General features: G+C 66.0%; 18 protein-coding genes and 1 tRNA gene. 7 read left to right on the top strand and 12 right to left on the bottom strand.

Annotation, left to right across the window (positions count from 1 at the left end):
* Positions 1-2: 2 nt before the first annotated feature.
* From bla to mutL, 8 genes are all read right to left on the bottom strand, one after another.
* Complete coding sequence (gene bla, locus ASE82_RS01255; RefSeq protein ID WP_056057858.1) at positions 3-848, bottom strand: subclass B3 metallo-beta-lactamase; 846 nt, start codon at positions 846-848, stop codon at positions 3-5.
* Positions 849-1,008: 160 nt separating this feature from the next.
* The gene (gene guaA / locus ASE82_RS01250) at positions 1,009-2,565 is read right to left on the bottom strand and encodes a glutamine-hydrolyzing GMP synthase (protein ID WP_056057854.1); all 1,557 of its coding nucleotides are present in this window, start codon (positions 2,563-2,565) and stop codon (positions 1,009-1,011) included.
* Positions 2,566-2,659: 94 nt separating this feature from the next.
* Positions 2,660-3,082: a 50S ribosomal protein L17 gene (rplQ, locus tag ASE82_RS01245; RefSeq protein WP_056057851.1), complete on the bottom strand. Its 423-nt coding sequence runs from the start codon at positions 3,080-3,082 to the stop codon at positions 2,660-2,662.
* Positions 3,083-3,310: 228 nt separating this feature from the next.
* Positions 3,311-4,381 (bottom strand): DNA-directed RNA polymerase subunit alpha, encoded by a 1,071-nt coding sequence (locus ASE82_RS01240; protein WP_031395236.1) that lies wholly within the window; start codon positions 4,379-4,381, stop codon positions 3,311-3,313.
* 115 nt (positions 4,382-4,496) lie between these two features.
* Positions 4,497-4,886: a 30S ribosomal protein S11 gene (gene rpsK / locus ASE82_RS01235; protein ID WP_031395237.1), complete on the bottom strand. Its 390-nt coding sequence runs from the start codon at positions 4,884-4,886 to the stop codon at positions 4,497-4,499.
* A gap of 84 nt (positions 4,887-4,970) precedes the next feature.
* Positions 4,971-5,339, bottom strand: coding sequence for a 30S ribosomal protein S13 (rpsM, locus tag ASE82_RS01230; protein ID WP_056015521.1), 369 nt, complete (start codon positions 5,337-5,339; stop codon positions 4,971-4,973).
* Between the two features lie 154 nt (positions 5,340-5,493).
* Complete coding sequence (locus ASE82_RS01225; protein WP_056057848.1) at positions 5,494-5,727, bottom strand: hypothetical protein; 234 nt, start codon at positions 5,725-5,727, stop codon at positions 5,494-5,496.
* Between the two features lie 479 nt (positions 5,728-6,206).
* The gene (gene mutL / locus ASE82_RS01220; RefSeq protein ID WP_056057846.1) at positions 6,207-8,012 is read right to left on the bottom strand and encodes a DNA mismatch repair endonuclease MutL; all 1,806 of its coding nucleotides are present in this window, start codon (positions 8,010-8,012) and stop codon (positions 6,207-6,209) included.
* 141 nt (positions 8,013-8,153) lie between these two features.
* On the opposite strand from mutL, the gene ASE82_RS01215 reads away from it, so the two are divergent.
* The 7 genes from ASE82_RS01215 to ASE82_RS01185 all read left to right on the top strand — a co-directional run bounded on the left by ASE82_RS01215 (position 8,154) and on the right by ASE82_RS01185 (position 14,805).
* Entirely contained in the window at positions 8,154-9,197 is a 1,044-nt protein-coding gene (locus ASE82_RS01215) for a rod shape-determining protein (protein ID WP_055878614.1), read from the top strand.
* A gap of 106 nt (positions 9,198-9,303) precedes the next feature.
* Complete coding sequence (mreC, locus tag ASE82_RS01210; protein ID WP_056057843.1) at positions 9,304-10,176, top strand: rod shape-determining protein MreC; 873 nt, start codon at positions 9,304-9,306, stop codon at positions 10,174-10,176.
* A complete protein-coding gene (mreD, locus tag ASE82_RS01205) occupies positions 10,173-10,703 on the top strand; it encodes a rod shape-determining protein MreD (RefSeq protein ID WP_082440961.1) in 531 nt (176 codons plus the stop codon). Before mreC ends, mreD begins: the two co-directional genes overlap by 4 nt.
* Before the next feature lie 26 nt (positions 10,704-10,729).
* Entirely contained in the window at positions 10,730-12,772 is a 2,043-nt protein-coding gene (gene mrdA / locus ASE82_RS01200; protein WP_200910657.1) for a penicillin-binding protein 2, read from the top strand.
* 19 nt (positions 12,773-12,791) lie between these two features.
* Entirely contained in the window at positions 12,792-13,898 is a 1,107-nt protein-coding gene (rodA, locus tag ASE82_RS01195) for a rod shape-determining protein RodA (RefSeq protein ID WP_056057836.1), read from the top strand.
* 156 nt (positions 13,899-14,054) lie between these two features.
* A tRNA-Lys gene (locus ASE82_RS01190) sits at positions 14,055-14,130 on the top strand.
* A 99-nt stretch (positions 14,131-14,229) separates the two neighbouring features.
* Positions 14,230-14,805 carry a hypothetical protein gene (locus ASE82_RS01185; protein WP_056057833.1) on the top strand — a complete coding sequence of 192 codons (576 nt, stop codon included), beginning with the start codon at positions 14,230-14,232 and terminating at the stop codon, positions 14,803-14,805.
* A 98-nt stretch (positions 14,806-14,903) separates the two neighbouring features.
* Here the strand turns inward: ASE82_RS01185 and ASE82_RS01180 are convergent, their stop codons facing one another.
* The 4 genes from ASE82_RS01180 to ASE82_RS01165 all read right to left on the bottom strand — a co-directional run bounded on the left by ASE82_RS01180 (position 14,904) and on the right by ASE82_RS01165 (position 19,947).
* The gene (locus ASE82_RS01180) at positions 14,904-16,046 is read right to left on the bottom strand and encodes a nucleoside hydrolase (RefSeq protein WP_056059494.1); all 1,143 of its coding nucleotides are present in this window, start codon (positions 16,044-16,046) and stop codon (positions 14,904-14,906) included.
* Between the two features lie 78 nt (positions 16,047-16,124).
* Complete coding sequence (locus tag ASE82_RS01175) at positions 16,125-18,461, bottom strand: xanthine dehydrogenase family protein molybdopterin-binding subunit (RefSeq protein WP_056057831.1); 2,337 nt, start codon at positions 18,459-18,461, stop codon at positions 16,125-16,127.
* Entirely contained in the window at positions 18,458-19,444 is a 987-nt protein-coding gene (locus ASE82_RS01170; protein WP_056057828.1) for an FAD binding domain-containing protein, read from the bottom strand. Before ASE82_RS01170 ends, ASE82_RS01175 begins: the two co-directional genes overlap by 4 nt.
* Positions 19,441-19,947, bottom strand: a complete 507-nt coding sequence (locus tag ASE82_RS01165; RefSeq protein ID WP_056057825.1) for a 2Fe-2S iron-sulfur cluster-binding protein — start codon at positions 19,945-19,947, stop codon at positions 19,441-19,443. Before ASE82_RS01165 ends, ASE82_RS01170 begins: the two co-directional genes overlap by 4 nt.
* Between the last annotated feature and the right edge of the window lie 100 nt (positions 19,948-20,047).

The following is a 20,047-nucleotide window of genomic DNA, read 5'->3' as shown; positions in this document are numbered from 1 at the left end:
GTCTAGCGTGCCTGCTTGGCGAGATCGGCGTCGAACGCGATCTTGGCCTTCGCAACGATCTTCGGGAGCAGCGTGGGGTCGACGAACGCGGTCGTGTCGCCGGCTTGGCGGCGTTTGCCCTTGGCGATCACGTCGGCGAGTTCGGGGTGCGACGGCAGGACGATATCGGCGTGCAACGTGCCGAGCATCGCGATGCTGCGGCGGTAGTCGGCGACGATGCCGGGATAGGCACGGTTGCCGATTAGGCGGTTGCCGGCGACGCTGACGCTGCTCGGGAAGACGACGTCTAGCGGGCGCGGCTTGGCGGGGATGCGCATCGTCCAGGTCGTGCAGCCGGGCGTGTGGCCGGGCGTGGCGCGTGCGGTCAGCGTCACGTTGCCGAGCGTGACCTTGTCGCCGTCGCGTACGCCGCGGTCGACTTGGACGGGCGGGAAGCGGATGACGCCGTAGCTGGTCTCGCCGGGCGGTGTGCCGGTTTCGAGCGCGCGGACGTCGCGAGCGCCGGCGACTACGCGAGCGCCGGTTGCGCGCTTGAGCGCGGCGACACCTGCGGCGTGATCGAAGTGGGCGTGCGTGACGAGGATGAGCTTTACGTCGCGGGGCCGGACTCCGGCCGCGGCGATGTTGCGTTCGATCATGCCCGCATTCTCAGCGAGCGTGCCGTCGATCAGGATCGCGCCGGCGCTGGTCTTGATGAGGTAGGCAGCGATGCCTTCACTGCCGACATAGGTGATCGGGCCGGCGATCGGGAACGGCGCCTGCGGCCGTGTCCAGGCTGGAGGGTCCGCGGCGCCGAGGAGCAGCGGTGCGCTGGCGGTAGTTGCCAGTGTGCCGACCAAAAATCTCACGTGGGAGCCGAACGATCCTCCCCCGCCAGGGGGAGGTGGCAGGCGTAGCCTGACGGAGGGGGCGGTAAGCGGTAACGTCTGCATCGTGTCCTCCCCCTCCGTCTGGCAAGAGCCAGACACCTCCCACTTGCGGGGGAGGATCGCGTGGTGCGTGTCTAGCTTATTCCCACTCGATCGTGCCGGGCGGCTTCGAGGTGTAGTCGTAGGTCACCCGGTTGATGCCCTTGACCTCGTTGATGATGCGGGTCGCGACGCGCGGCAGGAAGTCGCCGGGGAACTGGAACGCCTGCGCGGTCATGCCGTCGGTCGAGGTAACCGCCCGCAGGGCCAGCACGTTATCGTAGGTGCGGCCATCGCCCATCACACCGACGCTGCGGACCGGAAGCAGCACCGCAAACGCCTGCCAGATCGTGTCGTAGAGCCCCGCCGCGCGGATCTCCTCGAGGTAGATCGCATCCGCCTTGCGCAGGATGTCGCAGCGTTCCTTGGTCACTTCGCCGGGGATGCGGATCGCGAGGCCGGGTCCGGGGAACGGGTGACGGCCGACGAAGATTTCGGGCAACCCGAGTTCGCGCCCGAGCACGCGGACCTCGTCCTTGAACAGCTCGCGCAACGGCTCGACGAGCTTCATGTTCATGCGCTCGGGAAGGCCGCCGACATTGTGGTGGCTCTTGATCGTCACCGAGGGGCCACCGGTGAAGCTGACGCTCTCGATCACGTCTGGGTACAGCGTGCCCTGCGCGAGGAACTCCGCGCCGCCGAGCTTCTTGGCCTCGATGTCGAACACATCGATGAAGGTCTTGCCGATGAACTTGCGCTTCAGTTCGGGGTCAGTGATCCCGGCGAGGCCGCTGAGGAACAACTCCTCGACGTTCACGTGGATCAGCGGGATGTTGTAGGCGCCGCGGAATAGGCTGACGACCTGCTCGCTCTCGCCCGCACGCATCAGGCCGTGATCGACATAGACGCAGGTGAGCTGCTCGCCGATCGCCTCGTGGATCAGCACGGCTGCGACCGCCGAGTCGACGCCACCGGACAGGCCGCAGATGACGCGGCCCTTGCCGACCTGCGCGCGAATCTCCGCGATCTTGGTCTCGCGGAACTCGGCCATCGTCCAGTCGCCGCTCAGCCCGCAGACGTGGCGCGCGAAGTTGGCGATCAGCTTGCCGCCATCGGGCGTGTGGACGACCTCCGGGTGGAATTGCACGCCGTAGAAGCGCCGCGCCTCGTCGGCGACGATCGCGTAGGGCGCGCCGGTCGAGGTGGCGACGGGGGTAAAGCCCGGCGGGATCGCGTCGACCTTGTCGCCGTGGCTCATCCAGACCTGATGGCGCTCGCCCTCCGCCCAGAGGCCGTCGAACAGCGCGCAGTTGGACTTGACCTCGATGAACGCGCTGCCAAACTCGCCGCCATCGCCCGAGACGATCACGTTGCCGCCGAGCTGTGCGGACATGACCTGCTGGCCGTAGCAGATGCCAAGGATCGGGATGCCCGCCTCGAAAAAGCGCTGCGGCACGCGCGGCGAGTTCTCGGTGGTGACCGAGGCGGGGCCGCCGGAGAGGATGATGCCCTTGGGCTGCATCCGGTCGAATGCGGCCTCGGCGGACTGGAAGGGGGCGATCTCGCTATAGACGCCAGCCTCGCGCACGCGGCGGGCGATCAGCTGGGTTACCTGGCTGCCGAAATCGACGATGAGAATGCTGTCTGGGTGCTCCATGTCGGGCGCATAGCCGGATGGGACCCGTAACGAAAGAGGCCGCGCCTCCCGGATGGGAAACGCGGCCTGCAATTCGAATACTAGGAGGCGGGGATTATGCCGCTTCGTTGTAATCCTCGTCCGACATCACCGGACCCGAATCCTGGCCCTTCGCCGAGACGTCGCGGTCGACGAACTCGATGACGGCCATCGGCGAGGCGTCCGACATGCGGATACCGGCCTTGATGACGCGGGTGTAACCGCCGTTGCGATCCGCATACCGGGTCGCGAGCGTGTCGAACAACTTGATCAGCTGCGCATCGTCGAGCAGCTTGCCGTACGCGAGACGACGGTTGGACAGGCCACCCTTCTTCGCGAGCGTGATCAGCTTCTCGACGTACGGACGCAGTTCCTTCGCCTTGGCGACGGTGGTGGTGATCTGCTCATGCTTGATGAGCGCGGCGCTCATGTTGCGGAACAGAGCAAGACGGTGGGCCGAGGTCCGCTGAAGCTTACGGCCGCCTACGCGATGGCGCATGTTTAATACCTTTTCGTTCGTTCAGGGGCCGTATGAGGTACCCGGGAGCAGGCAGTGTTGCGGCCACTGCCAATCGCCGTAGTCCAAAGGTCACACTAAGGTTACGCCAACGACGCTCCCTCAGCCTTTCCCTCAATTGTCTCCCCGCGAAGGCGGGGATCCAGTCTGGGCACCCGCCTTCGCGGGTGAACAAGAGGTCGGGGCCGATATTACTCGGCCCCGAACCACTTATCCCATTATCTCTTGCTCGAGCTTCTTGGCCATCTCTTCGATGTTCTCAGGTGGCCAGCCGGGGATTTCCATGCCTAGGCGAAGACCCATCGACGACAGCACTTCCTTGATTTCGTTCAAGGACTTGCGGCCGAAGTTAGGCGTACGCAGCATCTCGGCTTCGGTCTTGCCGACCAGATCACCGATGTAGATGATGTTGTCGTTCTTGAGGCAGTTCGCCGAACGCACCGACAGCTCCAACTCGTCGACCTTCTTGAGAAGGTAGCGGTTGATCTGCTGGGTGTCGCCTGCGGGCTCCGCACCACCGGCAGCAGGTGCTGCCTGGCCGATCGGGGCCGACGAACGCGTCACCGACGAATCGTCGAAGTGGACGAACAGCGCGAGCTGGTCCTGGAGGATGCGACCGGCATAGCCGACTGCGTCTTCCGGGGTGATCGTGCCATCGGTTTCGATCGTCAGCGTCAGTTTGTCGTAATCCAGGTCCTGACCGACGCGGGTCGGGTCGACCTTGTACGAAACCTGACGTACCGGCGAGTACAGCGCATCGACCGGGATCAGACCGATCGGCGCATCGGCCGGACGGTTTGCGGTCGCGGGCACGTAACCCTTACCGATGTCGGCGGTCAGCTCCATGTTGAGCGTCGCACCCTCATCGAGGTGGCAGATCACGAGATCCTTGTTCATGATCTCGATGTCGCCCGAAACGGCGATGTCGCCGGCCTTGACTTCACCCGGACCCGTTGCCGAGAGCTGGAGGCGCTTGGGCCCCTCGCCCTGCATGCGGATCGCAATCTGCTTCACGTTGAGGACGATGTCGGTCACGTCCTCGCGGACGCCGGCCAGAGACGAGAACTCATGCAGCACGTTCTCGATCTTGATCGAGGTGACGGCCGCGCCCTGCAGCGACGACAGCAACACGCGACGCAGCGCGTTGCCGAGCGTCAGGCCGAAGCCACGCTCGAGCGGCTCGGCGATGAAGGTCGCCTTGCGCTTGGTGTCGCCACCGGCCTTTTTCTCCAGGCCGCTGGGCTTCTTGAGTTCCTGCCAGTTCTTTGCGTTGACAGACACATGCTTCCCCTAATTTGGGGGCCGACGGAAAGGACTTCCGCCGGCCATTAAAATGCATCCGCGACGCACGTTCGACCTGATCAGGGACGACCGCGCGCGGACAACGTCGGAGAAATCAGACGCGACGACGCTTCGAAGGGCGCACGCCGTTGTGCGGGATCGAGGTCACGTCGCGGATCGACGTGATCTGGAAACCGACGGCCTGAAGCGCGCGCAGGGCCGATTCGCGACCCGAGCCGGGGCCCTTGACCTCGACTTCGATCGTGCGGACGCCGTGCTCGGCGGCCTTCTTGCCGGCGTCTTCCGCTGCGACCTGGGCCGCGTACGGGGTCGACTTGCGCGAGCCCTTGAAGCCCATTGCGCCGGCCGACGACCACGAGATCGCATTGCCCTGGGCATCGGTGATCGTGATCATGGTGTTGTTGAAGCTGGCATTCACGTGAGCGACGCCAGAGGTGATGTTCTTGCGCTCGCGCCGCTTAATGCGCTGAGGTTCGCGTGCCATGGTGTATTTCCTGACCTGTATCTGCGTGACGCCGGGCGGCCCGTTGGGACCAGCGCCGGCGGAGTAATCCATTGAAAAAGTGGATTACTTCTTCTTGCCGGCGATCGGCTTGGCCTTGCCCTTGCGGGTGCGCGCATTGGTATGCGTGCGCTGGCCGCGGACCGGGAGGCCCTTGCGATGACGCAGGCCGCGATAGCAGGCGAGATCCATCAGGCGCTTGATGTTCATTGAAGTCTGGCGGCGCAGATCGCCCTCGACGGTGTGATCGGCGTCGATCGTCTCGCGGATGTGCAGGACTTCCTGGTCGGTCAGGTCCTGAACGCGTGCGGTGTCGGCGATGCCGAGCTTCGCGACGATTTCCTTGGCCTTCGTCGAACCAATGCCGTGAATATAGGTCAGCGCGATCACCACGCGCTTGTTGGTCGGGATATTAACACCCGCGATACGTGCCATGAACTTGGTTCTCCTGCTCCACGAGGTCCGGCATGGCTGCACAGACCCCATCTCTTAGCGATGAACCGAAACGCACGATAGCGACGAACGCAAACAAGCGCCGCCGGAACCGTCGTGTCGGGGAGAGTTCAACTAGGCGCGGGCGAACGCAGTGTCAAGCGAGCGGTTCCGCGGCGCGGCGCATCTTGAGCCAGCGGGAGAACGACACGATTGTCCAGATCAGCTCGACCACCCCGAACGGCCAAGCGCCTTGGAGGAAGCCGTAGATCGAGCCTAGGACGCACCCGAATGCGAAGCCCAGCGTCCACCAGTGCGAACCGGCTTCCTTGGCGTAGCATAGCAGGGTGAAGGATACCGCGGCTAGGCCGAATAGAGAGAGCGCGTCCATAGGAAGCTCATGCCCTGAACAGGCTCAAGGCACCAGCCTATGCGCGCACCAGAAGCGGTTCTGCGCAACCGGCGAAAACAGTCGTGAATACTAGCGATTTGAAGTTTTGCTGACCGGCATCCGCTGCGCCAGACGTTTCCACTGATCGCGTGTTCGACACTCACGCTTCTTCGTGGATTTTCGAATGAGACACGTGGTCGGCTCAACCGACGTTCTAATGAATTCGGAGTTTCTACCTTCGTAGATGCGCCCCATGTCGATTTGCGATATTCGACCAGTATCTACCTGTGATTGTGCATCCGCCGCACCGGTGACTAGCAGACCGATCAAAATAAGCCCCGCGTTCCGCATCGCACTCTCCATGCCAGACGTTTACGAAATTAAAGGTAACGTACTGAATCGCCGACGGGCACGCAACGCCCCTCGATATGCTTTGGCTCTAGGGATGATTAATAATCTTACGGCTCTTCGAAAGGTCCTCACTTCCGCCCGAACAGCTTCTCAATGTCACCGTGTGCGAGTTTCACCCAGGTGGGGCGGCCGTGGTTGCATTGGCCGGAGTGCGGGGTGACTTCCATTTCGCGGAGGAGCGCGTTCATTTCTGGGACCGACAGGATGCGGCCGGCGCGGACGGAGCCGTGGCAGGCCATCGTGCCGGCTACTGCGTCGAGGCGTTCCTTTAGGGAGAGCGCTTCGTCGAAGGCGGCGAGTTCGTCGGCTAGGTCGGTTACCAGGCCTTTGGGGTCGCTTTGGCCCAAGAGCGCGGGGGTGGCGCGGACCAGCATGGCGTGGGGGCCGAAGCGTTCGAGGTCGAGGCCGAATTCGGAGAGTTCTTCGGCGCGGGATTCGAGGCGGTCGCAGGCGGATTCGTCGAGTTCTACGACTTCGGGAATCAGGAGGGCTTGGCTCGCGATGGTGCCGCCGACCAGGGCTGCTCGCATGCGTTCGAGGACAAGACGTTCGTGGGCGGCGTGCTGGTCGACCAGGACGAGACCGTCTTCGGCTTCGGCTACTATGTAGGTCTTGGCGATCTGGCCTCTTGCTACGCCCATGGGGAAGGCTGCGGTTTGGGGCGGGGGTGTCCAGGCGGGTTCTGCGCGCGCTTGGGGTGGTGACGCGAAGAAGGTTGGGCGGGAATCGTTGACCGCTCCGTAGCTGCGAATTTCCAACGGTAGCCTTTGGGGCGTGCCCTCACCTTCCCATCCGCTTTGTGGACGGGCCCCTTCCTCTCCCCCGTGGGGAGAGGAGATGTTTTCCGGTTGCCACATCGAGAGGGCGGACTCGCTGGCGCGTTGGCTTCTGTGGCCGGCGGCGTCGAGGGCGCGGCGGAGGCCCGAGACTATGAGGCCTCTTACCATCGCGGGGTCGCGAAAGCGGACTTCGGTCTTGGCGGGGTGGACGTTGACGTCGACCTGGTCGGTGGGGATGTCGAGGAACAGCGCGACGACGGCGTGGCGGTCGCGCGGGAGCATCTCGGCATAGGCGCCGCGGATCGCGCCCATCAGCAGGCGATCCTTTACCGGACGGCCGTTGACGAAGAGATACTGGTGGTCGGCGATGCCGCGGTTGTAGGTTGGCAGGCTCGCGACGCCACCGAGAACCAGGCCTTCCCGCTCCAGGTCGATTGCGACCGAATTGTCGGCGAGTGCGCGGTCGGTGAGTGTCGCCACCCTGCCCGGCCGGTCCTCGACCTGCATTGCGGACAACGCGCGGCGGCCGTCATGCTCCAGCGTGAAGCCGATATCGGGCCTAGCCATCGCGAGCCGGCGGACGACGTCGAGGCAGGCGGCGTATTCCGCGCGGGGGGAGCGGAGGAACTTGCGGCGCGCGGGGACGCGCGCGAACAGATCCTCGACCACGACGCGCGTGCCGGGCGGGAGCGCGGCGGGGCCTTCGCGCTCGACCTTGCCATTGTCGACGGTGCGCGCCCAGCCTTCGGCGCCGCGGATCCGGCTTTCGATCGTCAGCCTTGCGACGCTCGCGATCGAGGGCAACGCCTCGCCGCGAAAACCGAGCGTCACGACCGATTCGATGAACTCGTCGGGCAGCTTGGAGGTCGCGTGGCGTTCGAGTGCCAAGGCCATGTCGGCGGGGGTCATGCCGCAGCCGTCGTCGGCGACTTCGATCCGCGACGTGCCGCCCTCAACGAGGAGAATCGCGACGCGCCCCGCCCCTGCGTCGATGGCGTTTTCGACTAACTCCTTCAACGCGCTGGCGGGTCTTTCCACCACTTCACCGGCGGCGATGCGATTGACCAGATGCTCGGGGAGACGCCGTATTGACATGGGTTTGCGTCTAGACCAAGCGACGGCATCCCGCGACCCGCAAACGCAAGCACCCGGTGAGTTAAACACCGGCGGGCCACGCGAGATTTTTGTGCGATGGGCTGCCCGTCCGGCGGCCAAGGATTACGGGACCCTGATTGAATGGCCTTCTACTCGCGTTTCTTCAAGTTCATGTCGCACGACATGGCGATCGACCTCGGCACCGCGAACACCGTCGTCTACGTCCGTGGCCGCGGCATCGTCCTGAACGAGCCGTCGGTGGTCGCGGTCGAGACGATCAACGGCATCAAGCGCGTGAAGGCGGTCGGCGACGACGCCAAGATGATGATGGGCAAGACGCCGGGCAACATCGAGGCGATCCGGCCTTTGCGCGACGGCGTGATCGCGGACATCGACGTCGCCGAGCAGATGATCAAGTATTTCATCCAGAAGGTCCACGGCCCGCGCAAGTTCGCGCGCTGGCCCGAGATCGTGATCTGCGTGCCCTCGGGCTCCACCAAGGTCGAGCGCCGCGCGATCCGTGATGCCGCGTCGAACGCGGGCGCGTCGCAGGTATGGCTGATCGAGGAGCCGATGGCGGCGGCGATCGGCGCGGACATGCCGGTCACCGAGCCGATCGGTTCGATGGTCGTCGACATCGGCGGCGGCACGACCGAAGTCGCGGTGCTGTCGCTGCGTGGCCTCGCCTACACGACCTCGGTGCGCGTCGGCGGCGACAAGATGGACGAGGCGATCGTCTCCTATGTGCGCCGCAACCATAACCTGCTGATCGGCGAAGCGACGGCGGAGCGGATCAAGAAGGAAGTCGGCATCGCCAAGCCGCCGGTCGACGGCATCGGCATGATCATCCAGATCAAGGGCCGCGATCTCGTCAACGGCGTGCCCAAGGAGATCCAGATCAACCAGGGCCAGATCGCCGAGGCGCTGAGCGAGCCGGTCGCGACGATCGTCGAGGGCGTCCGCGTCGCGCTCGAGAACACCGCGCCGGAACTGGCCGCGGACATCGTCGACCAGGGCATCGTGCTGACCGGTGGCGGCGCGCTGCTGCAGGGTCTGGACGAGGTGCTGCGCGACGAGACCGGGCTGCCGGTGACGGTCGCCGAGGACCCGCTGACCTGCGTCGCGCTCGGCACCGGTCGCGCGCTCGAGGACCCGCTGTTCCGCGGCGTGCTGATGAGCGGCTAAGGGTTTGTTTTTGCTTTAAGACACGCGGACACGAAATCGCGCCGTCCGAGTCGTGGAGGTTCTGGCTTCCATGCTTCGGCGGCGCCCGAGACAGGGGGACAGGCGCATGGCGCCAGCCCGCGACCGGCGCACGGGGTTTTCCCGGCGTCGGCAATATGGTGTGTTCATGGGCTATGTGCTCGCCGTCGCTGGTGCGGTGGTGGGCCTGGTGCTGCTCGTCGCGTCGACGTTCAATCCGCCCGCGTTTTCCGCACTGCGGATGGGCGTCGCGGGGGTGACGACGCCGGTGTCGACGGGACTCGCCACGGTAGGGTCTTCGATATCGGGTATCCCCGATGCGATCGGGAATTACTTCTTCGTGAAGCAGGAGAACGTCGCGCTTCGGGCAGATCGCGATCGAACGCGGGCGCTGCTGATGCGCGCGCGGACGATCGCCTATGACAATCGCCGGTTGCGCAGCCTGCTCGCGATCCGCGAACGCTCGACCGCGCCGGTCGTCACCGCGCGGCTGGTGAGTTCGAGCGCGTCGAGCGGGCGGCGCTATGCGTTGCTCAATGCGGGGCGCTGGAACGGCGTGCTGCCCGGCATGCCGGTACGCGGCCCCGACGGCCTGATCGGGCGCGTGGTCGAGACTGGCCCCAACGCGGCGCGCATCCTGTTGCTTAGCGACGGCGACAGCATCGTGCCGGTCCGCCGCACGCGTGACGGCATGCCCGCGATCGCGGCGGGGCGCGGTGACGGGATGATCGACATCCGCTCGGTGAATGCCACCAACGTCCGCTTCAATGCGGGCGACCTGTTCGTGACGACCGGGACCGGTGGCATCTACGCGCCCGGCGTGCCCGTTGCGCGCGTGACCAAGGCGGGGTCGGACTCGGTGATGGCGCGCGCGTTCGCCGATCCCGACACGCTCGACTTCGCGCTGGTCGAGCGGATGTTCATGCCGGTGCCACCGCCCCGCCCGGTAGCGCAGCAATGAGTCGCGCTCGCGTCGTCGACAGCGTCGACTACAAGCCGTTCGAGACCAAGATCCCGGCAGGCCGGTCGCGTGCGATCCCTTGGGCAACGGTGATGGCGGGATCGCTGATCACGATCATCCCGGTCGTCGCGACGATCCCGCTGCTGCCGCCGTTCGGGTTCGTCATGCTGCTCGCGTGGCGGCTGCTCGCCCGGTTTGCGTTCAAGCCCTGGGCCGCCGCGCCGCTTGGTTTCTTCGACGATCTCGTCAGCGGCCAACCGCTCGGTAGCGCGGTACTGATGTGGTCGCTCGCGTTCGTCGCGATCGACATGATCGAACAGCGCCTCGCGTTTCGCGACTATTGGCAGGACTGGCTGATCGCCGGCGGGCTGATCGCGGCGTGCATCCTGGTCGGGCGCTTCATTGCGGTGCCGGTCGGCGCGCATGTCGACACGATCCTGATCGCGCAGATCGCGGTCACGATCCTGATGTTCCCACTGGCGGCCCGCATCGTCGCGGCGATCCAGAACAAGCGCGGTGCCGAGTGAGGAATACCCCGCGAATCGTCACCGAGATGTCGCAGGCGTACAGCTTCTCGCGGCGCGCGTGGATGCTGGGCGCGGCGCAAGGCGGCGTCGGGCTGCTGCTCGCCGGGCGGATGGCGTGGCTGTCGATCGCGCAGAACGAGCGCTACACGCAAATGTCGGAGAGCAACCGCGTCAACATGACGTTGTTGCCGCCGCGCCGGGGTTGGATCGTCGATCGCCACGGCGTACCGATCGCCAACAACCGCACCGATTTCCGCGTCGACATCATCCCCGACCGCCTCCGCGACAAGGAGCGCGTGCTGCCGCTTCTAGGCCGCATCCTCCAATTGCCGCCCGAGGAAGTCGAGCGGATCGCGATCGACCTCGAACACGCCGCCGGGTTCCAGCCGGTCCAGGTCGCGGAAAATCTAGATTGGGAGCGGTTCGCCGCGGTCAGCGTCCGCCTGCCCGAACTCCCCGGCGTCGCGCCCACCCGTGGGTTCGCGCGCAGCTACCCCGCGGGCGCCGCGGTCGCGCATCTGACCGGCTATGTCGGCGTGCCCAATGCCGAGCAGTACAAGAAGACGCACGACCCGCTGCTCGTCACCCCCGGCTTCAAGCTTGGCAAAGACGGGCTCGAGAAGATGCTCGAGGCCGAGCTCCGCGGCGTCGCCGGTGCCAAGCGGGTCGAGGTCACCGCGCGCGGCAAGCTGGTCGCCGAACTCGCGACCAAGCCCGACGTACCCGGCAAGACAGCACGGCTGACGATCGACGTTGGGCTTCAGGAATATGCGGCGCGGCGGCTCGGCACCAATTCCGGGTCGGTCGTGGTGCTCGATACCCGCACCGGCGAGATGCTCGCGATGGTGTCGATGCCGGCGTACGATCCGAACAGCTTTTCGGACGGGATCAGCCATCTCGAATGGCAGATGCTGAGCGACGACGATCACGTGCCGCTGATGAACAAGGTTACGCAGGGGCTGTATCCGCCGGGCTCGACCGTGAAGCCGATGAATGGCCTCGCGCTGATGAATGCGGGCGTCGATCCGTCGACGCGCGTCAATTGCTCGGGCGCGATGCGGCTCGGGACCAGCGTGTTCCACTGCCACAAGAAGAGCGGCCATGGTCCGCTCGATCTCAAGAACGCGATCATGCAGAGCTGCGACATCTATTTCTACGAGATGGCGCGGCGGGTCGGCTACAACGCGATCGCCCCGGTCGCGCGCGTGCTCGGCATGGGGCAGAAGTTCGACCTGCCCTTCTCGACGCAGCGTTACGGGACGGTGCCCGATCCGGCGTGGAAGCTGAAGAAGTACAAGCACGACTGGACCGTCGCGGATTCGCTGAACGCGTCGATCGGCCAAGGCTATGTGCTGGCCAACCCGTTGCAGCTCGCGGTGATGGCCGCGCGGCTCGCCTCGGGGCGCGCGTTGCAGCCGAGCATCCTCGCTGCCCACGTCCACCGCGACTCCCCTGCCCTCGACATCGATTCCGAGCATCTCGCGCGAGTCCGCGACGCGATGTTCGGGGTGATCAACCAAGGCGGCACCGGCGGCGCGGCGAAACTGCTGATCCCCGGCGTCGCCATCGCGGGCAAGACCGGCACCGCGCAGGTCCGCCGCATCACGATGGCGGAACGGCGCTCTGGCGTGCTCAAGAACGGGCAGCTGCCGTTCAAGATGCGCGACCACGCGCTGTTCATCGGCTTCGCGCCCGCGGATAACCCGCGGTACGCGCTCGCGGTCGTGCTCGAGCATAACGGCCACACCGTGCGCAATCTCGACACGCCGATGATCGGCCGCGACATCATGACCTACATGCTCGACCGCGAGCGCGCGCTGAAGTCGCTTGCCGAGGTCGAACCGACCTGGGGCGGCGACATACGCACGCGGATGGCGGCAACCGCGGAAGCGTACCGCAAGGCGCAATCCGCACCGCCCGCGGCGATCGCCACCAAGACCGATGCGATCGTGCCAAGCGACGCGCCTGCGGTCGCCAACGCCACCGACATGGCCAACGCCACGCAGGAAGCGCTCACCGCGCCCGGCGCGACGGTGGCCGAGGATGATTCAAGGGACCGCCAGCCGTGACCTCAACCGAGCGCCAGCGATGAACCGCATCGTCCCCGAACCGCTCGCCAAGCTGCCGTGGATGGTGATCCTGCTGGTCGTCGCGATCGGCTGTTTCGGGCAGGTCGTGCTCTACTCCGCGGCCGGCGGCTCGCTGCACCCCTGGGCGTTGTCGCAGGGCATCCGCTTCTTCGTGCTGCTGGCCGGTGCGATCGGCCTCTCCTACGTGCCCGAGGGCGTCTGGAAGGCAGGGTCGTTGCCGACCTATGCGATCCTCGTCGTCTCGTTGCTCGCGGTCGAACTGCTAGGGAAAGTCTCGGGTGGCTCGCAACGCTGGCTCGATCTCGGTTTCATCCGCCTGCAGCCTTCCGAGTTCATGAAACCGGCGATCGTGCTCGCCTGCGCCAAATTCTACGACATGCTGCCTCCCAACGAGACGCGACGGTTCGGCGCGGTCTGGCCGGCGGCGATGCTGATCGGCGTACCGGCGGCGCTGGTGATGCTTCAGCCCGATCTCGGCACCGCGCTGATGATCTGCGCGGGCGGTGCGACGGTAATGTTCCTTGCCGGCATCCCGCTGCGGCTGTTCGTCGGCGGCGCGATCGGGGCGGCCGTCGCGATCCCGCTCGCGATCAACTTCGCGCTGCACGACTATCAGCGCAATCGCATCCTGATCTTCCTCGACCCCGAGAGCGACCCGCTCGGGACCGGCTATCACATCAGCCAGTCGAAGATCGCGATCGGCTCGGGGGGAATCTGGGGCAAGGGCTTCCTCCAAGGCACGCAGAGCCACCTCGACTACCTCCCCGAGGGGCATACCGACTTCGTCTTCGCGACGATGGCCGAGGAATGGGGCCTAGTCGGCGGCTGCCTGCTGATTCTCGCCTTCCTGCTGGTGATCCGCTGGGGCATCGAGGTCGGCCAGCGCGCGCAGACCCGCTTCGGCCGGCTGACCGCCGCCGGCCTGTCGACGACGATCTTCTTCTACGTCGCGATCAACCTGATGATGGTGATGGGCCTCGCCCCCGTGGTCGGCATCCCGCTGCCATTGGTGAGCTTCGGCAGTTCGGCGCAGATGACCGTGCTGCTGTGCCTCGGTATTTTGATGTCGATCGACCGCCAGAACCGCAAGACGGTCGGCTGGTAACGCGAAAACCGGTTTAATTCGGAAAAAAACGGCCTGATCGACCAAAACGGACTCGGATCGACGAAAAGGGGGTTGCGGCCCCCGATGAGTCTGCTAACAGCGCGCCTCCAGCAGCGGGGCGCCACACCAGGGCGCCACTCAAAACCGCCCCGGAATGGACGCATAGCTCAGTTGGTAGAGCAGCTGACTCTTAATCAGCGGGTCCTTGGTTCGAGCCCAAGTGCGTCCACCATTTTCTTACAGCGTTAGATACCGGCACCGATTGGCCGCATCGGCGAGTGACCTGCATCAGGCAACTTTCGCAGAGCGGCGCCTCGCGCTATCGATTGGCATGGCGCGTGTCCAAAAGCTGAAGGTGTACCGGACCGTAGCGGGTTTCTACGATGCGTATGTCGCTGCGCCGAGCCAGAAGGCGGCACTGGCGGCGTGGGGTAGTGACCGCGACTTGTTCGCGCGGGGCATTGCCGAGCAAGTCACGGATCCGGCGTTGATGGCGGAACCACTGGCCTCCCCTGGCACGGTCGTGAAGCACTCGCGTGGGACGACGGCGGAACAGATTGCGGCACTGCCCGAACAGCGGGCGCCTGCCGCGCCGCGCGATGCCGATGCGGATGCCGATCCGAAACCTGCCGCGAAACCGCGAGCGAAACCTCAGGCTAAACCCAAACCCAAGCCGCGGCCGAAACGCGACGAGCTTGATGCGGCTGAGGAGGCTTTGACGTCGTTACAAGCAGACTTTGACCGGAAGAAGAAAGATCTCGTCGAACGCGAGGCGGCGCTTGCGCGGGATCGTCGCGCTTTGGAGCGGGCTCGCTCCTCCAGCATCGAGGCTGCGGAGGACGCGCTGCGCGGGCAAAAGCAGGCGTATGAGGAAGCCGTGCGTCGGTGGCGCGCGTCCCAAGAGTGACACCTGCTCTCGGATATCGGGCGAAGGGCGTCGGTAGTTCCGTATGTTCCGTCCAGGGGACGCCCTAGGGGGCGAATGTCCTTGTCGGGTCGACGTCGCTACCGCGATGCCGGTTCACGCTTCAGAGGTCTTGTGTAGAGCGCGCGCATTGCCGCCTCCATCTTATCGCGGTCGACGCGAAGCACGACTGTCTGCGCGCGTTCGCCGAGATGTGGGCGGTATGCGTCGTGCCACGACAGGGTATCGCCGTATCCGGCGGTCTGGCTGGTGTCGAAATCAATGTAGAGCGCCTCGGCGCGCGTGACGATGGCGGGCTCCAGCCAGACCATCGCCGCAATCTCGTCCCACATCGGAAACCCCGGTTCGAGCCCGGTCTGTAATGCATCGGTGAGCGCTGTGCGGGCCGGCTTGAGGCTGTCGAGGAAGGCACGCGTCCACTGCGTGCCCGTCGACGGGTCGATCGGGACCATCGTCACCTTCGGCCATGCCCCATGCGCCATGATCCGCGCGGCTTCGGGATCCCAGCGGATGTTGAACTCGCGGCGGGGCGTGTTGACGAATTCGCGCGCGAACGCGGCAGTGGCGGGCGTATCTAGGATCTGCTGCGGGTTGAGGCTGCCGCCCATGTAGACGAGCTCTTTCACATTCGCGGCGAAGCTCGGGTCGAGGCTTTGCGCGATCGCGATGTTGGTCATCGGGCCGGTGGCGAACAGCGTGATCTGGTGCGGATGCGCCCGGACCATCCGGACGAGGAACGCTGCGGCGATCTCGCCGGACGGCTTGGTGACGGGATCGCCGATCGGCAGGCTGGGCACGACCGAAGGCGACGGCGTCCCCGGGGTGGACTGGCCCGCGCCGGCGGACGCGGGCTCCGTCCAAGGTCCCTTGAACTCGAGACGACCGTACAGCCCTTCCCACCGCTTGGTCGCCGCCTCGCTGTTCACCAGCGGATAGGTTGCGCCCGGCACCACCGGTACGTCGGTACGCCCGAGGATCTCGACGGTCCGCAGCGCATAGGCCGTTGCGGTATCGCGCCAGACCGAACCACTGGTCGTGGTGATCCCCAGCACTTCGACGCCCGGTGCCTGAAGCAGCAGCGCGGGCGCGCCGTTGAGACCGACGACGTCGTCATCGATCAGGACGAGCCGCCTGGCCGTCGCGTCCTGTGCCGAGACCGCGACGGGCGTCGCGAGGGAAAGTAGCGCGACAAGACAGCTGACCGAGACGAAACGAAAGGCCATCGCGCAACTCTTCCCTGCCAGATCGGTATGCCAATCCATGCAGGCGATCTCCGGCAGGACTGGCAATACGCTCTCCGATCAGATCAGCACCTTGTCCAGCGTGATCGGCAGGTCGCGCACGCGCTTGCCGGTGGCGTTGTAGATCGCGTTCGCTACCGCCGCGGCGACGCCGGTGATGCCGATCTCGCCCACGCCGTGCGCGCCCATCGGCGTGTGCGGGTCGGCGATGTCGGTCCAGATCACGTCGATCTCGGGCACGTCGAGGTGCACGGGCACGTGATATTCGGCGAGGCTCGGGTTCATGATGCGACCATTGCGCTCGTCGAACTGCGTCTCCTCCATCAGCGCCATGCCGAGGCCCATGACGATCCCGCCCCGGAACTGGCTGCGCGCGGTCTTGGGGTTGAGGATGCGACCGCAATCGAATGCGCCGAGGAAGCGGCTGACGCGAGTCTCGCCGGTGATCGCGTTGACCCGCACCTCGCAGAACAGCGCGCTGTGCGAATGCATCGACCAATGCATCAGTTCGAGCGGTTGCGATGCTTCCTCACTGACGACGACGCTCTCGCGCTGCGCTCGTTCGAGGATCGAGACATAGCTTTCGCGGCGCGACGGATCGTCGAGCTTGGCCAGTCCGCCGTCTTCGCTGCCGACCTCGTCGGGCGACAGGCCTGCGAGCGGCGAATCATTGCCCGCGGGCTTCAGCAGTTCGGCGACCAGCGCATGATGCGCGGCGATCACCGCCGCGCCGATCGCCGCGGTCTGCTGTGATCCGCCGGCTAGGATCGCGCCGGGGATGATCGAATCGCCATAGCCGACCGATACCCGGTCCAGCGGTAGCCCGAGGCGATCGGCGGCGACCATCGCGGTCGTCGTGGACGTCCCCATGCCCATCTCATGCGCGGCGATCTCGACAAGGGCATGCCCGTCACGGCGCAGCGTGATCCGTGCGGCGGCGCCCGGCATACGGTAATAGGGATAGGTCCCCGTCGCGCAGCCCATGCCGATCAGCCACTCACCTTCGCGACGCGCACCCGGCTCGGCACTCCGCTCGCTCCAGCCGAACCGCTCCGCACCGCTACGCCACGCCTCGACGATATGCCGCGACGAGAATGGCAGGCCCGAGGTCGGGTCCTTGTCCGGCTCGTTGCGGATGCGCAGCGCGATCGGGTCCATGTCGAGTTCGACCGCCAGTTCGTCGATCGCCGATTCCAGCGCGAACGTGCCGACCGCCTCGCCGGGCGCACGCATGAAGGTGTTGGCGAGCATGTTCATTTTGACCGTCTCGACCGATAGCTTGAAGCTGTCTGCGGCGTAGCCGCCGCGCGTGCCGAGGATGAACGGTTCGGGCATATTGTTGTGCGGGGTCATCGCTGCGATACCGGTATGGACCAGCGCCTTGAAGCGGCCATCTGCGTCGGCGCCGATCGCGACGCGTTGCTCGGTCAGCGTCCGCCCGCCGACGACGCGGTACACGCCCTCGCACGATAGCGCGATCCGGACCGGTCGCCCAGCGAGCTTGGCAGCCGCGGCACCGAGAATCTGGTGATCCCACAGGCACTTCCCGCCGAACCCGCCGCCGACGAACGGCGACGTCACGCGGACCTGTGCCGCCTTAAGGTCGAACACGTCGGCGATCGTCTGCGCCTCCGCGGTGACGAGCTGCGTCGCGTCGTGGACGATCAGTTCGTCGCCGACCCACGCGATCGTCGCGGCATGCGGCTCGATCGCGTTGTGGTTATGGCGCGGCGTGCGATAGACATGATCGACCTTGTGCGGCGCCGCTGCCAGCATCGCATCCGCATCGCCGATTTCGTTGAGCAACGGCTGGCCCATGAACAGACCCTGCTTGGGTCCTTCCGCCTTGGCCGCGGCGAGCGAGGTGGTCGAAGGCTCGGCCGCATAGGTCGCGACGATCAGCGACTTGGCGTGGTCGGCCTGTTCCTGCGTCTCGGCGAGCACGACCGCGATCGGCTGGCCGTTCCAGTGCACGTGGTCGTCCTGCATGATCGGAAGGTCCGCCGGTCCCGCCGCGGTGGGCGAAGAGCCGAACACCGCCGGCGGGTTCATCCGGGGCGCGTTCAGGTGCGTCATCACTACCACGACGCCCGGCGCAGCCTCCGCAGCCGCGGTATCGATCGTCGCGATCCGCCCGCGCGGAATCGTCGCATAGGCGAGCGCGGCGTAGACCATGTTCTCCAGCGGAAACTCGGCCGCGAACGGCGCGGCGCCGCGCACCTTGAGCGGACCGTCGAGCCGCGAGACCGACGTACCGATCAGCCCGTGCTGCTGGCGGATCAGCGGATCGGGCACGCCGCCCGGAACCCAGCTGTCGGGGGCGAGCGGCACCAGCTTGCTCATCGCGCCCTGAACCAGGCCTTGCGCGGTTTCCTTGACCGTGTCGACGATGCTCATGCTGCTGCTCCGGCAAGGTCGCCAAGCACGGCAACGAGGGTGCGCTTGGTCAGTGCGATCTTGAAACCATTGTCGCGCAGCGGCGCGGCGTCCGCCATCTCGGCAACGGCGGCGGCGAGGAACGCTTCCTCGGTCGCCGGACCGCCCCGTAATGCTGCCTCCGCCTTCGACGCGCGCCACGGCTTGTGCGCGACCCCGCCGAGCGCGATCCGCACGTCCTTTATAACGCCGTCCTCGATCTCAAGCGCGGCTGCTATCGAGACCAGCGCGAAGGCGTAGCTCGCCCGGTCGCGCACCTTGCGATAGGTCGAGTTGGCCGCGAAACTCAGCGGCGGCAGTTCGATCGCGGTGATGAGTTCGCCCGGCTCGAGCACGGTATCGAACTCGGGATGATCGCCCGGCAGTCGGTGAAGCTCGGTGAACGGCAGCGTCCGGGCCCCGCCCCGCCCGTCAAGATGCACGACCGCATCGAGCGCGGCGAGCGCCACGCACATGTCGGAAGGATGCGTCGCGACGCACGCCGACGACGCACCGAGAATGGCGTGTCCCCGCGTGAAACCCTCGATCGCGTCGCAGCCCGACCCCGGCGTGCGCTTGTTGCAGCGCGATCCGTCGGTGTCGTAGAAATAGGTACACCGGGTCCGCTGGAGCAGGTTGCCGCCGACCGTCGCCATGTTCCGGATCTGCGCCGACGCCCCCGCCAGGATCGCGCGCGACAGTACCGGAAAGCGCGTCCGCACCGCCAGATGCTCGGCAAGCGCGGTATTGCGCACCGCCGCGCCGATCATCAGCCCACCGCCCTCCGTCTCCTCGATCTCGTTCGACAGCCCGGTCACGTCGACCAGCGCGCTTGGCTTAGCGACGGTCTCGCGGATGAGGTCGACCAGGTTGGTGCCGCCGCCGAGATAGGCCGTCGCATTCGCCTGCCCGAGCCGGAGCGCGTCGGCCGCGTCTTCGGCGCGCGCGTAGGTGAACGGGGTCATGCCGCCATCTCCGCTGCCACGGTTTCGCGGATCGCGTCGATGATCCCGTTATGCGCGCCGCAACGGCACAAATTGCCGCTCATCCGCTCCTGCAATTCCTCGCGGGTCAGCGTCACGTCGGCGGTGAGATCGGCGCTGACATGGCTTGGCACGCCCCGCTTCGCCTCCGCCGCCATGCCGATCGCCGAACAGATCTGGCCCGGCGTGCAATAGCCGCACTGGAAGCCGTCGTGATCGATGAAGGCTTGCTGCAACGGATGCAGCGCGTCGCCGTCGGCCAATCCTTCGATCGTTGTCACCTGTCGCCCGTCATACTGCACCGCGAGCGCGAGGCAGGAGACGATCCGCTCGCCATCGACGAGCACCGTGCAGGCGCCGCACGCACCCTGGTTGCAGCCCTTCTTGGTGCCAGCCAGATGCAGCCCTTCGCGCAACAGATCGAGCAGCGAGACACGGGGATCGTCGGGCAGCGCCACCGCTGACCCGTTGACAAGTATCGACATCGCCACTCTCCTGTTGAGCCGACGGTGTCGTTGCGACCGCCGAATCCGTATTTCAGTACCGAGCGGTATAGTCGCGCCTGACGGGGTCTGCCAAGCGTCT

Source organism: Sphingomonas sp. Leaf230, assembly GCF_001421745.1.
Taxonomy (GTDB): Bacteria; Pseudomonadota; Alphaproteobacteria; order Sphingomonadales; family Sphingomonadaceae; genus Sphingomonas.
The sequence above is the reverse complement of the archived record's forward strand: the minus strand, read 5'-3'. Positions and strand labels throughout refer to the sequence as shown.

What these genes read in the sequence shown, in the direction of transcription:
- rpsM (WP_056015521.1), bottom strand. Translation starts at nt 5,339, where the DNA reads ATGGCACGTATCGCGGGTGTTAATATCCCGACCAACAAGCGCGTGGTG.
- ASE82_RS01185 (WP_056057833.1), top strand. Translation starts at nt 14,230, where the DNA reads ATGGCGCGTGTCCAAAAGCTGAAGGTGTACCGGACCGTAGCGGGTTTC.
- mreC (WP_056057843.1), top strand. Translation starts at nt 9,304, where the DNA reads ATGGCGCCAGCCCGCGACCGGCGCACGGGGTTTTCCCGGCGTCGGCAA.
- ASE82_RS01170 (WP_056057828.1), bottom strand. Translation starts at nt 19,444, where the DNA reads ATGACCCCGTTCACCTACGCGCGCGCCGAAGACGCGGCCGACGCGCTC.
- ASE82_RS01175 (WP_056057831.1), bottom strand. Translation starts at nt 18,461, where the DNA reads ATGAGCATCGTCGACACGGTCAAGGAAACCGCGCAAGGCCTGGTTCAG.
- mrdA (WP_200910657.1), top strand. Translation starts at nt 10,730, where the DNA reads ATGTCGCAGGCGTACAGCTTCTCGCGGCGCGCGTGGATGCTGGGCGCG.
- ASE82_RS01180 (WP_056059494.1), bottom strand. Translation starts at nt 16,046, where the DNA reads ATGGCCTTTCGTTTCGTCTCGGTCAGCTGTCTTGTCGCGCTACTTTCC.
- rodA (WP_056057836.1), top strand. Translation starts at nt 12,792, where the DNA reads ATGAACCGCATCGTCCCCGAACCGCTCGCCAAGCTGCCGTGGATGGTG.
- ASE82_RS01225 (WP_056057848.1), bottom strand. Translation starts at nt 5,727, where the DNA reads ATGGACGCGCTCTCTCTATTCGGCCTAGCCGCGGTATCCTTCACCCTG.
- rpsK (WP_031395237.1), bottom strand. Translation starts at nt 4,886, where the DNA reads ATGGCACGCGAACCTCAGCGCATTAAGCGGCGCGAGCGCAAGAACATC.
- ASE82_RS01165 (WP_056057825.1), bottom strand. Translation starts at nt 19,947, where the DNA reads ATGTCGATACTTGTCAACGGGTCAGCGGTGGCGCTGCCCGACGATCCC.
- mutL (WP_056057846.1), bottom strand. Translation starts at nt 8,012, where the DNA reads ATGTCAATACGGCGTCTCCCCGAGCATCTGGTCAATCGCATCGCCGCC.
- mreD (WP_082440961.1), top strand. Translation starts at nt 10,173, where the DNA reads ATGAGTCGCGCTCGCGTCGTCGACAGCGTCGACTACAAGCCGTTCGAG.
- ASE82_RS01215 (WP_055878614.1), top strand. Translation starts at nt 8,154, where the DNA reads ATGGCCTTCTACTCGCGTTTCTTCAAGTTCATGTCGCACGACATGGCG.
- rplQ (WP_056057851.1), bottom strand. Translation starts at nt 3,082, where the DNA reads ATGCGCCATCGCGTAGGCGGCCGTAAGCTTCAGCGGACCTCGGCCCAC.
- guaA (WP_056057854.1), bottom strand. Translation starts at nt 2,565, where the DNA reads ATGGAGCACCCAGACAGCATTCTCATCGTCGATTTCGGCAGCCAGGTA.